This window comes from Trichocoleus sp. FACHB-262, from assembly GCF_014696035.1.
Taxonomy (GTDB): domain Bacteria; phylum Cyanobacteriota; class Cyanobacteriia; order FACHB-46; family FACHB-46; genus Trichocoleus.
Map to the genome: position 1 here is coordinate 239,095 of NZ_JACJPK010000097.1, position 13,151 is coordinate 252,245.

At 49.0% G+C, this 13,151-nt stretch carries 12 protein-coding genes; 7 read left to right on the forward strand and 5 right to left on the reverse strand.

Annotated elements, in window-relative coordinates; all coding sequences use genetic code 11:
* Nucleotides 1-52: 52 nt before the first annotated feature.
* Together H6F68_RS29460 and H6F68_RS23405 are read left to right on the forward strand one after the other, a co-directional pair.
* Nucleotides 53-175, forward strand: a complete 123-nt coding sequence (locus H6F68_RS29460) for a hypothetical protein (protein WP_255527350.1) — start codon at nucleotides 53-55, stop codon at nucleotides 173-175.
* Nucleotides 176-442: 267 nt separating this feature from the next.
* Entirely contained in the window at nucleotides 443-2,236 is a 1,794-nt protein-coding gene (locus H6F68_RS23405; protein ID WP_313930219.1) for an MBL fold metallo-hydrolase, read from the forward strand.
* A 125-nt stretch (nucleotides 2,237-2,361) separates the two neighbouring features.
* Here H6F68_RS23405 and H6F68_RS23410 read toward each other — a convergent pair whose 3' ends face one another.
* The 3 genes from H6F68_RS23410 to H6F68_RS23420 all read right to left on the reverse strand — a co-directional run bounded on the left by H6F68_RS23410 (nucleotide 2,362) and on the right by H6F68_RS23420 (nucleotide 5,079).
* The gene (locus H6F68_RS23410) at nucleotides 2,362-2,670 is read right to left on the reverse strand and encodes a DUF6679 family protein (protein ID WP_190438310.1); all 309 of its coding nucleotides are present in this window, start codon (nucleotides 2,668-2,670) and stop codon (nucleotides 2,362-2,364) included.
* 781 nt (nucleotides 2,671-3,451) lie between these two features.
* Complete coding sequence (locus H6F68_RS23415) at nucleotides 3,452-4,291, reverse strand: alpha/beta fold hydrolase (RefSeq protein WP_190555368.1); 840 nt, start codon at nucleotides 4,289-4,291, stop codon at nucleotides 3,452-3,454.
* Between the two features lie 65 nt (nucleotides 4,292-4,356).
* The gene (locus tag H6F68_RS23420; protein ID WP_190562684.1) at nucleotides 4,357-5,079 is read right to left on the reverse strand and encodes a 1-acyl-sn-glycerol-3-phosphate acyltransferase; all 723 of its coding nucleotides are present in this window, start codon (nucleotides 5,077-5,079) and stop codon (nucleotides 4,357-4,359) included.
* Between the two features lie 431 nt (nucleotides 5,080-5,510).
* Here H6F68_RS23420 and metG point away from each other — a divergent pair, with 431 nt between their 5' ends.
* The 3 genes from metG (at nucleotide 5,511) to lptC (ending at nucleotide 9,162) form a co-directional block, all read left to right on the forward strand.
* Complete coding sequence (gene metG / locus H6F68_RS23425) at nucleotides 5,511-7,112, forward strand: methionine--tRNA ligase (protein WP_190562686.1); 1,602 nt, start codon at nucleotides 5,511-5,513, stop codon at nucleotides 7,110-7,112.
* A 103-nt stretch (nucleotides 7,113-7,215) separates the two neighbouring features.
* Entirely contained in the window at nucleotides 7,216-7,821 is a 606-nt protein-coding gene (locus H6F68_RS23430; protein ID WP_190438321.1) for an NYN domain-containing protein, read from the forward strand.
* Between the two features lie 171 nt (nucleotides 7,822-7,992).
* Complete coding sequence (gene lptC, locus H6F68_RS23435) at nucleotides 7,993-9,162, forward strand: LPS export ABC transporter periplasmic protein LptC (protein WP_190555371.1); 1,170 nt, start codon at nucleotides 7,993-7,995, stop codon at nucleotides 9,160-9,162.
* A gap of 9 nt (nucleotides 9,163-9,171) precedes the next feature.
* Here lptC and H6F68_RS23440 read toward each other — a convergent pair whose 3' ends face one another.
* Nucleotides 9,172-10,599, reverse strand: coding sequence for a D-alanyl-D-alanine carboxypeptidase (locus H6F68_RS23440; RefSeq protein ID WP_190562688.1), 1,428 nt, complete (start codon nucleotides 10,597-10,599; stop codon nucleotides 9,172-9,174).
* A gap of 92 nt (nucleotides 10,600-10,691) precedes the next feature.
* On the opposite strand from H6F68_RS23440, the gene H6F68_RS23445 reads away from it, so the two are divergent.
* Complete coding sequence (locus H6F68_RS23445; RefSeq protein ID WP_190562690.1) at nucleotides 10,692-11,348, forward strand: cofactor assembly of complex C subunit B; 657 nt, start codon at nucleotides 10,692-10,694, stop codon at nucleotides 11,346-11,348.
* 26 nt (nucleotides 11,349-11,374) lie between these two features.
* Nucleotides 11,375-11,890: a DUF456 domain-containing protein gene (locus tag H6F68_RS23450; protein WP_190562692.1), complete on the forward strand. Its 516-nt coding sequence runs from the start codon at nucleotides 11,375-11,377 to the stop codon at nucleotides 11,888-11,890.
* A 141-nt stretch (nucleotides 11,891-12,031) separates the two neighbouring features.
* Here the strand turns inward: H6F68_RS23450 and rfbB are convergent, their stop codons facing one another.
* The gene (gene rfbB, locus H6F68_RS23455; RefSeq protein WP_190562694.1) at nucleotides 12,032-13,144 is read right to left on the reverse strand and encodes a dTDP-glucose 4,6-dehydratase; all 1,113 of its coding nucleotides are present in this window, start codon (nucleotides 13,142-13,144) and stop codon (nucleotides 12,032-12,034) included.
* Between the last annotated feature and the right edge of the window lie 7 nt (nucleotides 13,145-13,151).

Sequence of the window (13,151 nt, forward strand, 5' to 3'; positions counted from 1 at the left end):
CCATAAGTTACTGAATTTAAGCCTGATACTGCTGTTTACCTGGTTTATAAATATGGACGTTAAATTAATTTTGGCCGTTCTCACCGTTGTATTTACCATTTCCTGCCTATTCTTTGGCACCCAAAACGGCTTTTACGATTCAGACGATTACCACGGAAATGGTTCCGCTCACTAATAGCGGCTAACTGCTATAGAGTTGATTTAATTCACATTTTACTGGCACGAGATAGCATCAAGGTAAGGGCAGAGTGTGCTGCCCTAAGCTGAGAGTAGAAGTATCAGAATTTGGGTTTTTAGCGTTCCCTAGTTAAAACCCAAGTTTTGCTATATCTAGCCTACATTCGCAACTATGCTGATTTTTGTGGCTAAAGAAATAGAGGTTGCCCTCGGAAAATCCGGCACACTTCTCTGATTTTGGGTTCTACGGAGATGTAATACGGACGTGGTTGAGCTGGAATGTTTGCCCTATGGTGCTGGTCAAGCAGGTGAAGGCGTCTGCTTACTAGTACGGATGGGACCTTATCGGATTTTGTTAGATTGCGGTCTGCAAGATGTTTCGCCTCTGGTCGTAGATGCCGCTCGCTCGCTGCCTGCCGATTTGGTGTTATGCACACATGCCCACCCAGACCATGCCAAAGGTCTCCTAGCGCTACATCAGACCTTTCCACAACTTCCTATCTATGCTAGCGAAGTTACCACTGAATTGTTGCCCTTCAACTGGCCAGAGCTAGATCCAGCTGAGATTCCGCCTTTCTGCCAAGCCTTGCCGTGGCGATCGCCGATTGAGTTTCAAGAAGGGCTGACGGCTGAGTTATGGCCCGCAGGTCATCTTCCAGGGGCCGCAGCATTCTTACTCACCCACACCACACCACACCGTACCTACACGGTTTTTTACACGGGAGACTGCTTCCTTTCTAATTCTCGTTTAGTCGAAGGGTTTCCGCTGGAAGAGTTGCGGGGGTTGCGGCCCGACGTGTTGATTGTCGAAGGCAGTTATGGAACTTCGCGGCATCCACGTCGCCGTCAGCAAGAAAATCAATTAGCCGAACGAGTCAGCCAAGCCATTACAGAGGGCTATTCTGTGTTGCTGCCTACGCCTACTTTAGGGTTAGGGCAAGAGTTGCTGATGTTGCTACGGAGCCATCACCACTTCACGGGGCGTGACCTCAATATTTGGGTCAGTGGCACTGTGGCGGCTGCTTGTGATGCTTATATTCAATTGCTGCCCCATCTGCCTACGACAGTGCAGAATTTTGCTCAACATCAACCTTTGTTTTGGGATGAGCGAGTTCGTCCACGAGTAAGACGGCTGCACGCCGACCCTATCGGCACCGCTGAGGAGTTGAGAACTGGGGATTTACAACCTCCTTGTATTATTCTCACCGACGCAACTGCCGACTTGAGCCAGTACTGCCGTCCTGGAAGCGGCCCTTGGCTGCTAATGCTGCCCCAACAGTTAGTCACAATTCACTCATCGTCAGACGAGCCATCCTTAGCTGAGCGATCGCAGCGTCATCGTCAATTGGTATTGTCGCAGTCGAGGGCAGTCGAAAAAAAACTGCAAGCCGAGATCCGAGCGGGTCGCCTAGCCGTAGAAACCTACCTGCTGGCTGACCACTGCGATGGACCAGGCACTACCCAGCTAATCCACAATTTACGGCCCCAGCATGTGGTGTTTGTACACAGTTCTCCTACTTATTTATCTGATCTGACTAGTCTGGATGAACTGCATAACCGCTATCACCTACATTCCCCCGCATCAGGCACGGTAGTTGAGTTGCCAGTCGGCGAAACGTTTTTGCAACCTGCCGCACCCGAAACCAGTTACGAGGGTGAGCTAACCGAGCTAGGCACTGTAGTTACTATTACGCTACCCGATGCCATCACGGTGGATACTCGATGGCACAATTTTGCCGATACGGGTCTGATTGAAGCTCGTTGGCAGGGGGAGGAACTCGTACTACGTGGTTTGCCTCAATGGGAGTTACTGACCCAAGGTAGCGATCGCCCTGCTCCAGTGACGCTAGATTGTTGTGGCAACTGTCAGCACTACCGAGGTCAGCGGTGCTGGAATCAAACTTCGCCTCTGTTCGACTTCAAAGTTGCCCCTGAAGGGTACTGCCCTGTTTTTGAGCCCATTCACCCTGAGCCCCCTAGCTCTATCTCGCCTCTGAGCAACACCTTGACAGGAGATCTAGAGGGGCCAAACAGTGACGACGAACCAGAACTTAACTAAAGCAATGTATAGGTGAGCAGGTAAGCTGACAAACAGGGTTAGCAGTCGTTTAAAGCAAAGACAGGCTGAGGAGCCTGCCTTAAAGTCTGTCTTAACCTGCTAAGGAACCTACATCAGGTTAGGTCTTAGTCTGGGTTGGAATCAGGGTGATTACGAATTTGCTCTGCTTCAGGACAGTCATCGGAAACTAAAGGTTCGACATCGCCTCTGGGGACTGTGGCTAGCTTCTGGGTCACAGCACCGATGCTTTCTAGCCGCACCATCTCCTCCCAGGAGCACATTTCATCCTCTTCTTCAGTTTCGTAGCGAAGCGTAACTAAATCTCCCTCAATGTCAAGAATGCGTGCGCGTTCAATCCAGCGCTGCTGGTCCCGCAAGAAGATCCAGACTTCGCGACCATCTGAACAGAGCTGATAGATCTTGCGGTGTAGCATGTTTGGTTTCTCCTGAGCACCTAACTCTTCGAATACTTAATCAATTGCCGTAGCTTTACCCGAATCAATGCTGTCGCCTTCAACGTGAAGCACCCAAACCTAACAGCGGTTCTGGCTGACTTTGAAGGCGTCCAATGGGTAATTGGAAGTGAGCATTGCTGAGTTATTGCCTGCCTGCTTGTAAGGTGCAGTTAATAGCAGGTAGCCCTTGATTGATGTGATTTGAAAATTTAGCAAGTTGAGCCTGAATCAAATGGAAGAGAGTAGTTTGGAAACGTTCTTGGAGATGGATGGTACCTGTTACAGTCATTATCCAAGGTTGTTAAGGAATAATTCAGCGAGAGCGCGAATGAAGCCGTTTGCCAGGAGGTGTGGAGGAGCTGCTGAAAGACATTATGGTTTCAACCGTCAATGCTGCTGAGGGGCAAACGTAACTTCTTACCAGCAACTTGGCCAGTGATCTGGAGCACTGAGTTTCCATCATTCTAGCGACTGTTGAGCAGAGTTTGCGGTTTCCAGAAGGGATTTACCAAAAAATTGCACTTTAGGCGAAAAGTGAATTGGTTTCATGAATATTTTCTCCCTTCAGGAATGAGGTGAATTCGAGAGCCACACCAAGCTTTAAGAGGTTGATGCGATCGCCATGACCGACACTTGAGCTTGCGCTTTGAAGTCTAGCAATACACCCTAGTTGAGGTAATAGCAGACTAACCTGCCTCAATCCTCGCATAATATGAACTTCAGTCTACTGCCAAGCAGATCCAGATTTTTAGCTCAAAAGTTAGGACTGCACACCCAAACCTGAAATAGAGGCTGGTAAAGTCAGGTCATCTTGATACATCAAAAAATTATGCTGACGCATAATCTCGTAAAGATTGACATTTGCTTCTAAGAGGCAGGCGTGACCGCTATCGGGCAGAACCACCGTTGTGACGTTTGGCAAAACTGCTGCTAAGCGCTCTGCCTCGGCTAAGGAAGGTAGCAGGCGATCGGCGGCACTGGCTAAAAGTAAAACAGGTTGCGTGAGACAACGCAGTTGGTCATCGGCAATGTCAAACTCATTGAGCAGAGAGAGACGCCAGATGGAAGTTTTTTGCGGGACTGACTGCACCGCCGTGAGCAGCGCTTGGCGATCTTCTGGTAGTATGCGCCCAAAGGATGCTAGAAACGGCAGCAATCCTACCGATGAGATTTGATACCAAGTTTCTGGCAACCAACGAGTCAAAGATGAACCCCACTGAATCCAAGGCCGCCGTTTAAAGGACGAAGCTGGATTGACGAGCACGAGCCGATCAAAGAGTTGAGGAGCTTGAGTGGCAACTCGAAGCGCTAGACAGCCACCGAAGGACTCACCGCAGAGGTAGACCGCCCGTGGTTGCTCCTGTTTGGCAATTTCTTCTTGAATCAAATTGATGACTTTGGTTGCTAAGACATCCCAGTTGGTTAAGTCATCGGGAGGAATGGCTAAGCAGCGGATATCAAAGCTGGTTTCTAGCCCTGAAGTCTGCGATCGCAAAAGTTGCCCAGTCCCATCCATACCCGGTAGGAACACAAACAGGGAATGGTGAGGATTCAGCCGTCTGGGCGTGAGAAAACAGATTTGGCTCTTGACTTCCTGCATTTTCTGAGGGAGATGAGAATTAGTAAATTCCAGCTGGAGCGTTGAGCAGCCTCAGGTAGGCGGCTCTAATAGCAGCCTTGAGCAAGTAAATGGTCAATTTCGGCGTGACAGTAGTTGGTTAAGTCAGAGACAACTGTTTTGGCATCCTTGCCCCGGTAATGTTGGCGTTCGGAGGTTTTGACCCAGTGTGGCCGACCAATGAAGACATTGACCCGATGGTAGATTACCAAAGGATGCCAACCATTTTGGTCAAATAAAGGCTCTGACGGATCGATTAGGCTTAATAATTTCAGCGGGACCCCGGCACCATTGCTTTCCTCGCAGGAGGCGATCGCGACAGGCAACACGGCCAAATTCTGAATCGGAGCCCGCAAAGCCAGGTGAGCAAAGCCTCGATGGAACTCTCCAGTTTTTTGGGGATGAGTCTCTTGCACCATAGGCTCTCCTCCTTCAGGAAACACACCAATCATTTGAGGGGACTGGAGTAGTTGACTAGCCTGTCGGAAGAAACTCTGTTGTCGATGTTCCAGCGAATCTAAAGGAAAACAGCCTAATAGTTTGACGACCTCCCGCATCACTGGCACTTGGTCCATATAGTGATGGCAGGCAAACCGAATGGGGCGATTAACTGCGGCCATCAGGATCGGAGCATCCATAAAACTGCGGTGGTTGCTCACTACCAAAACAGCGCTATTCCGAGGAACCAAATTCTCATGGTAGAGAAACATGCGAGTTCCTAAGGCAGTTAGCAGCCAGCGAGAAATTTGCAGTGGGCTATCTGAAGACATCGGAGAAAATAAACGCCTCAATCCTTACTTAATGACAGTGTTAACATTGCTTTACTCGGCTTGACACATGTCTTAGAGTAGAAACTAACGGGTCTAGCTAAGTAAAGAGTTGCGGCTAGCCCTGCTGCTTCTACCCAACGAGGCAGACTGAAAACTTAACCCGCTTACGAGCTAGAACTCCTTGTCGCGTAAAGTGGCAAGGTATAGCTGCTTTATTTCAATTGATTTAAGGTTCTGTAACCTATTTTAAGTAAAGTTTACGGTTAAGATAGTAAGTAACTTCAGCCTTGTCACCTTAATTATATTTTTGTTTGATTCTAGACTTATTAATTAAAGCTAATTAGCCTAGATCAAAGAGCAAATAAAGGACTTATTTGCAGGTGCTCATGTATGATTAAAAACGGATTTAATGTATTGTATTTTTCTCTTCCATGATTTCTATCGATACGAATAAAGAAAAATTTGCTCTTACAACACCTCTTTATTATGTAAATGATTTACCGCATATTGGCAGCGCTTACACCACGATCGCCGCAGATGTAATTGCGCGCTTTCAAAGATTGCAAGGTAAATCAGTTTTACTAATTACAGGTACTGATGAACATGGGCAGAAAATCCAGCGTACGGCTGAAGCGCTAGGGCGATCGCCGCAAGCACATTGTGATGAAGTTTCAGCTGGGTTCTCTCAGCTTTGGCAGCAACTCAATGTCCAGTGCGATCGCTTTATTCGTACTACTGACCCACGTCACGCAGCCATTGTCAAAGAGTTCTTTCAACGAGTGTGGGAGCGCGGTGACATCTATTTAGGCCAACAGAAAGGTTGGTACTGTGTTTCTTGCGAAGAATTCAAAGAAGAGCGAGATTTATTAGAAGGTCATCGTTGTTCCATTCACCAACGCGAAACTGAATGGCGTGACGAGCAAAATTACTTTTTTCGGCTATCGAACTATCAAACAAAACTAGAAGAGCTTTACCAACAGCAACCAGATTTTATTCAACCAGAAATTCGCCGTAACGAAGTGCTCAGTTTCGTGAGCCAAGGGCTAAAGGATTTTTCGATTTCTCGCGTCAATTTAGACTGGGGATTCCCGGTACCCAACGATCCTGGTCATACCCTGTATGTGTGGTTTGACGCTTTACTAGGTTATGTAACGGCTTTGCTGGACCCGGACAGCGAACCCACCCTAGAAAATGCCTTAGCCCATTGGTGGCCGATCAATTTGCATTTGATTGGCAAGGATATTTTACGCTTTCATGCGGTTTATTGGCCTGCCATGCTGATGTCAGCCGAGGTGCCCTTACCAGGGCGCTTGTTTGGCCATGGCTTTTTGACTAAAGACGGTCAAAAAATGGGCAAAAGCTTGGGTAACACGATCGACCCGGTGGCGTTGGTTAATCGGTATGGCTCAGACGCAGTGCGTTACTATTTCCTCAAGGAAATCGAGTTTGGCCGAGATGGCGACTTCAATGAAACTCGTTTCATCAATATTTTGAATGCTGACTTAGCCAACGACTTAGGCAACTTGCTAAATCGGACCTTGAAGATGGTCTATAAGTACTGCGATGGCAAGGTTCCCGCTGTCGTGGGCGCAGAGGTTGCTGTTGATCATCCGTTGAAGGCAATTGGCGTAACTCTAGGCGATCGCACGGCTCAAGCTTACCAAGCCTTAGCCTTCAGTGAAGCCTGTGAAGCCATTCTGGCCCTAGTGAGAATGGGCAACAAATTTATTGATGATCAGGCTCCTTGGAGTCTCTATAAGCGAGGAGAGCAACAAGCAGTCGAGCAAGTCCTCTATTCAGTTTTAGAATCGGTTAGGCTTGCCGCTTATCTCTTGTCGCCAATCATTCCGAATGTCAGTGGTGCCATCTACCAGCAGCTCGGGTTTGCTGTAGATTTTAATGATCGAAGTTTAATTGATGTTTCGCTGCCGTTTGTGACCCATGCTACCTGGGGAATACTACCTGGTAATCAATCCTTAGGTGACGCTAAACCTGTGTTTCAACGCTTAGAAGCTCCGGAAGCAGTGATCTAAGGTCAGTCTAAGCAGACAGTGTTAGCAAACAGTGCTACGGTCATCAATAGGTGAACTAATGAAACATCAATTTTTTTCATAATAAAAAAGAGGTATAACAACAATGTTGAACAATTTAGAAAGCAATACTGTATTCACCCCAGAACAAGTTCTAGAGAACCGGGGTCGAGTGGCCATTTTTATTGATGGCTCTAATCTGTTTTATGCCGCGTTGCAGTTAGGGATTGAAATTGATTACACCAAACTGCTTTGTCGTCTGACGGCGGGTTCTCGCTTATTACGGTCATTTTTCTATACAGGCGTTGATCGCACCAACGAAAAACAGCAAGGCTTTTTGCTGTGGATGCGTCGCAATGGCTACCGAGTGATCTCTAAGGATTTGGTGCAGCTACCAGATGGCTCTAAAAAAGCCAATTTGGATGTAGAAATTGCTGTAGATATGATGGCCTTGGTCGATTCCTACGATACGGCGGTTTTGGTGAGTGGCGATGGTGACTTAGCCTATGCGGTTAATGCCGTCAGTTACCGAGGTGTGCGGGTTGAAGTGGTCAGCCTTCGCTCCATGACCAGTGATAGCTTGATCAACGTGTCGGATCGCTATATCGATCTGGACAACATTAAAGAAGATATTCAAAAAACACCGCGACAAAGCTATACCTATCGGCCCCTCTCCGGTATTAGCATCGTTGAAGAGCCAGAGGAGCGGTAGGGAAACTGCCAACTCGGCGCGGTGTTAATGGCTGAGAAACGGCCATCTTGGATGAGGCCATCGTTTTACTGCTGTTAAAAGGCGATCGCGAGAAAAGGGCATCAGCGTCTAGAGTGGAACCAGAAGCCTACTGTATAGTCAATTCTGGTATTGAACACTTTGAGAATGCTGATGTCACTGCTGCCTCGCTTGAGACCCTCTAGCTTGCGCCGACACCCAATTTACTCCTCGCAGCTTGTGTGGTTGATCTTGCTGGTGGGTCTCAGTGCTTGTGGGGGACCCAAGAAAAGCCAAACGGTTGATAAGCTGGCTCAAGATAGTTCTGCGGTGCAGAATTTTGATAACAACTTGACGTTTAATGATGTCACCCTAGAGCAGGTAGACGAAAAAGGTCAGTTGCTATGGAAAGTCAAAGCCAAGCAAGCACGCTACAGTAAAGACCAAAAAATTGCTAACGTTCAAAGCCCTGCGGGTGAGTTGTTTCAGGATGGCAAAGCGGTCTACAAAATTCAGGCTCAGAGTGGCGAAGTCCGAAAAGACGGCCAAACTATCCTGCTGAAAGGGCAAATTGTCGCTACTGACATCCAAAGTGGGGCGATCGTTAAGGGTAATGAGCTGGAATGGCAGCCCAAAATCGATCTTTTGCTAGTTCGTAATAACATCACAGGTACTCATCCCCAATTCCAAGCTACGGCCAAAGAAGCCAAAGTATACAGTCGGGCGCGGCGGATGGAGTTTTTTGGTCAGGTAGCAGCTATGTCTAAAGATCCTGCTATGGGCTTTAAGAGCGAGCATTTGATCTGGGAAATTGCTAAGCAGTTAGTAGTGGTTGATAAGCCAGTACAAATCGATCGCTATGTGGGGACTGTCGTGAGCGATCGCGCCGTAGCCGACCAAGCCGAAGTGCAGCTAAAAAACAAAGTCGCGACGCTGAAACAGAACGCTAAACTGTCTGTGGCTGACCCACCACTCGAAATTGCTAGCAATTCTCTAGTTTGGAACCTCAACGACCAAACAGTAGTTTCCGATCAACGAGTTGATGTGTTGCACCGGGAGCAACTGGTCGCTATAACGGCCAATCAAGGACGTGGTAATCTGGAGCCGCGAATTTTTTACCTAACGGGAAATGTGCAAGGAAACGGACAGCGCAACCAATCCCAACTAGCAGCAGACAACCTCACTTGGTATATCCCGACGCAGCAAATTGAAGCAACAGGGAATGTGGTTTATAGCCAAGCGAATCCACCCTTTAACCTCAAAGGCCCTAAAGCTTCAGGAACTTTGCAAGACCAGAATATTGTGGTGAGTGGTGGCCGAGTAGTGACAGAAATTATTCCCTAAGCTCGGACCTCAAACCTGGACCTTAAACAAAATTTGATTGCGCCTGTCATCGCCTAGTTGAAACTTTTGGTGCAGGGTCGGTGATGCTGCCTCGGGATTGCTAGGAGCAGTTGTAGTTCCCATTAGCTGAGTAGCGGCGGGTTCACTACTGGAGGCTGGAGCTGAGAAATTGAGCGGTGTATTAGAGCCTGGTGCGCTGTTGGGAGCAATCTCAGCCACAACCGATTGATCGGCTCCCCACTGCTCTAGTAAGTTTTGCAGCAGTTGGTCTTGGCGATTCCGCAACCCATCTAGGTCTTCGCCTCGATTCAAAATCGCAAACCAAATTAAGCCGCGATCGCGAGTGGGTAAGGCTCCTGCCAGAGTACTCACATCCCAAAGCGTCCCCGTTTTGACGACTGAGGCGACAGGAATATTGCGGTCTTCGAGCGTACCACCGTCGCGACCAGAGACTGGAAACAAGTCAGCTACACTCATCTGCTGAGGCTTCAAGTAATTTTCAATCGCCATAAACATGGCGCATACAGCTCGTGGGGAAATTTGATTTTCTGGACCCAAACCAGAGCCATTAATCAGTTGAATTTCTGCTTGTGGCACCCCCGCAGCTTTAGCAGCCTGAGCGGCGACGACAGGTGCTCCTCCCACGGAAGCAGCTAACATCTCAGCCATCGGATTGTTGCTGTAGATGTTCATCTGTTTGAGGATTTGTGCCAATGGCAGGGATTGGTGCCGTAACAAAGCAATTTGCTTAGGAATCGGCAAGGTAGCGACCTTCACATCGCCCGCGATCGCGACTTGAGGCTGAGGGGTGCCTTTGGGTAAGTTGAGGTGCTGTGCCTTGGCTTCCTCGGACCACAGTTGAGCATTTAACCCTTGCTTTAACAACGTTCCTGCTAGCAAAGGATCAGTCTCATAGTTCATGGCGAAGTTGCCAGTAATTACTAGGCTGCCTGTGACTTGACGAATGCCCATGCGGTTCAAGGTATTGCCGAGGGCGATCGCTTCTTCCCAGACAAAGAAGGGGTCGTTATTGCCCTGAATTACCAAGTCTCCCTGTAACACTCCGTTCTGAATTGGTCCCGTGGCCCCGATCAACGTGTCAAATTGGTGAGCAGGCCCCCAAGTTTCTAGTGCGGCCAAAGAAGTCGCGACCTTAGTTAAAGAAGCCGCAGGTAAGGGTTGCGTTCCTTGGTGATTGGCCAGCAGGTTGTAGCCCACTTGCACCCAAACACCTTGGGTCGTCTCAGTCAGCCCTGTGGCGCTCAGACCTTGCAGATACTGTTTCACCGTTGCTTCGCCTGCTGGGTCAGGTTGGGCAGAAAAAACTAGGCCAGGTGTACTCCAAGACGCAAGCAAGCTGTCGGGATTGATGGGTTGTGGCACTTGGGCCATTTTGAACCAAAGCGAAACCAACCCAGAGCTGACTAATTCCAGCACTACTGATTTGCCTCCACACGGCTGAAGCTAAAACCAAGACGGAAACATTCTATCTATTACGATGGTGAATAGATAGAATCAGGCCCCAAGGCATGGCAAAACCCGACCAAAATCAAGTTTTACGTCGTTTACCCATTGTTGTGGGCGCTTTGGCAGGGACGTTGCTGCTAGTGAATCGCCTGCTTACGCCCAATTTAACGGATGCTCAAGCTCGTTCTGACGCTTTAGGCGTCATTCTCAGTGCCTTATTGATTCTAACTGGGTTGCTGTGGCAGCGCATTCAACCGCGATCGCCCGATGCTGTGAAGTTAGTCGGTGAAGAAGGACTGGAACTAGCTTCAAACCTGCCAGAAGCGGTGCGGCTAGAACTGGCTTGGGCCTCTCAGATTTTGCTCACCAATACCATGACGCGATCGCTGGTGGTGTGGTATCAGGGGCGCGTCTTACTGCGGCGAGGAATTTTGGCGACCAATGCGGAGGTGAAGCCAGGCCCGATTCTGCAACGGGTCTTGGAGAAGCAAAAACCCGTTTATTTAGTCGATGTAAAAGCTTACCCTGGACGCATTGAGTTCGACTATTTGCCAGAAAATACTCAAGGTATTATTTGCCAACCCATTGGCAATCAAGGAGCTTTGATCCTGGCCGCCAATGCTCCGCGCAGCTATACCAAGCAGGACGAAAACTGGGTAGAGGCGATCGCCGACAAGCTAGACAATACTCTGAGTCATCATTTATCCGTCACTATTTAGAAGTTGCTCAACCTCACGCTTAAACTATGACCGTACTCTATTGGCTGCTTGTAGCTGTGATGGTGCTTGGGGTAATTGGGGCCGTGGTCCCAGCTATCCCAGGCACCAGCTTGATTGTGGCTGCCATCGTGATCTGGGGCGTTATCCACGGATTTGGCACAGTGACCGTTCCCTTAGTGGTGGCGATCGGAGTGCTGGTGGTCAGCATGGGTGTAGATTTTCTGGCAAGCTTTTGGGGAGCCCAGCGCTTTGGAGCCAGCAAGTGGGGCCAAATTGGCGCAGTAGTAGGATTGCTGCTCGGCTTTTTTGGTTTGCTACCTGCATTGCCTTTTGGTGGGCCATTATTGGGGATTTTGATTGGTCCCTTATTGGGCGCGATCGTGGGTGAGTTGATTTATCGACGAGATTTTGTCATAGCTGTCAAAGCTGGCATTGGGATTGTCGTCGGTTCGTTAATCGGTAATTTAATTCAAGGTTTGCTAGCCTTGGGAGCTGTGATTGTCTTCCTTGTGACCACTTGGCCACTGGGAGCAGGTACTTAACCTCAACGCCTACATGTCAACGCCTGCTAGGGGCACCCGTTGCAGATGTGTTGTGGGTGCCTTTTCACCATTGAGGGCGCTCACAAGAGGTGCCTCTACCGCAGAGCCAGAATTTTGTGTCTACGCAGCTATCCAGTAGGTTTAGGCGTAGACCTTGCGGTAGTAAGCTTGATATTCCTCAGAGAGCAGAGGTCGCCACCAACTGGGGTGGTCTAGATACCACTGCACAGTTTTGCGTAAGCCTCTTTCAACAGTTTCTTGGGGAGTCCAACCCAGCTCGGTTTTAACTTTGCTGGCATCAATGGCGTAACGGCGATCGTGCCCTGGGCGGTCTTTGACATACGTAATCAGCTGATGGCAAGGACGCACAGGTAAGTCGGGGGCCAGCTCGTCCATCAAGTCGCACAGCATGTGAACTAGGTCAATATTTTTGACTTCGTTATTGCCGCCAATATTGTAAGTTTCTCCTGGCTGCCCTTGGTGGATCACGGTGTCTAAGGCGCGGCAATGGTCTTCTACGTAAAGCCAGTCACGCACGTTTTGACCATCACCGTACACAGGTAACGACTTGCCCAGCAAAATGTTGATACACATCAAGGGAATCAACTTTTCTGGGAAGTGGTAAGGGCCGTAATTGTTGGAGCAGTTAGTAATGAGGGTGGGCAGGTTGTAGGTGTGGTAGTAGGCGCGGGCGAAATGATCACTGCCTGCTTTGGAAGCTGAGTAAGGGCTGTTCGGAGCGTAGGAAGTGGTTTCGCTAAAGGCTGGATCGTCAGAGCCTAAGCTGCCATAAACTTCGTCGGTAGAGACGTGCAAGAAGCGATAGTGACTCGGTTTTTGGTGGGCTTCCCAATGGTGACGAAACGCCTCTAGAAGCGTGAAAGTGCCGACAACATTGGTGCGGACAAAAGCACCAGGCGATAGAATCGAGCGATCGACATGGGATTCGGCAGCGAGGTGAGCGATCGCATCAACTTTTTCTTGCTTCAGCAGGGCATCCAGCAACAAGCGATCGCAGATGTCTCCTTGAACAAAGCGAAAATTAGGCCGCTCCTCTAAACTTTCCAGGTTCCGCAGATTGCCAGCATAGGTCAGCGCATCCAGCACAATCACGCGATCTTCTGGATAGCGATCACACCAGTAATGGACAAAATTGGAGCCAATAAACCCAGCCCCTCCCGTGATAATAATGCGGCGGGGATGACGGCGCTGAGAGTTTTGGTCTGCCTCTGTGCCTTTGCCTGTCTCTGTCATGTCGCTT

Coding starts and splice junctions, on each gene's coding strand:
- H6F68_RS29460 (WP_255527350.1), top strand. CDS start 53: ATGGACGTTAAATTAATTTTGGCCGTTCTCACCGTTGTATTTACCATT.
- H6F68_RS23410 (WP_190438310.1), bottom strand. CDS start 2,670: ATGCTACACCGCAAGATCTATCAGCTCTGTTCAGATGGTCGCGAAGTC.
- H6F68_RS23415 (WP_190555368.1), bottom strand. CDS start 4,291: ATGCAGGAAGTCAAGAGCCAAATCTGTTTTCTCACGCCCAGACGGCTG.
- H6F68_RS23420 (WP_190562684.1), bottom strand. CDS start 5,079: ATGTCTTCAGATAGCCCACTGCAAATTTCTCGCTGGCTGCTAACTGCC.
- metG (WP_190562686.1), top strand. CDS start 5,511: ATGATTTCTATCGATACGAATAAAGAAAAATTTGCTCTTACAACACCT.
- H6F68_RS23430 (WP_190438321.1), top strand. CDS start 7,216: ATGTTGAACAATTTAGAAAGCAATACTGTATTCACCCCAGAACAAGTT.
- lptC (WP_190555371.1), top strand. CDS start 7,993: ATGTCACTGCTGCCTCGCTTGAGACCCTCTAGCTTGCGCCGACACCCA.
- H6F68_RS23445 (WP_190562690.1), top strand. CDS start 10,692: ATGGCAAAACCCGACCAAAATCAAGTTTTACGTCGTTTACCCATTGTT.
- H6F68_RS23450 (WP_190562692.1), top strand. CDS start 11,375: ATGACCGTACTCTATTGGCTGCTTGTAGCTGTGATGGTGCTTGGGGTA.
- rfbB (WP_190562694.1), bottom strand. CDS start 13,144: ATGACAGAGACAGGCAAAGGCACAGAGGCAGACCAAAACTCTCAGCGC.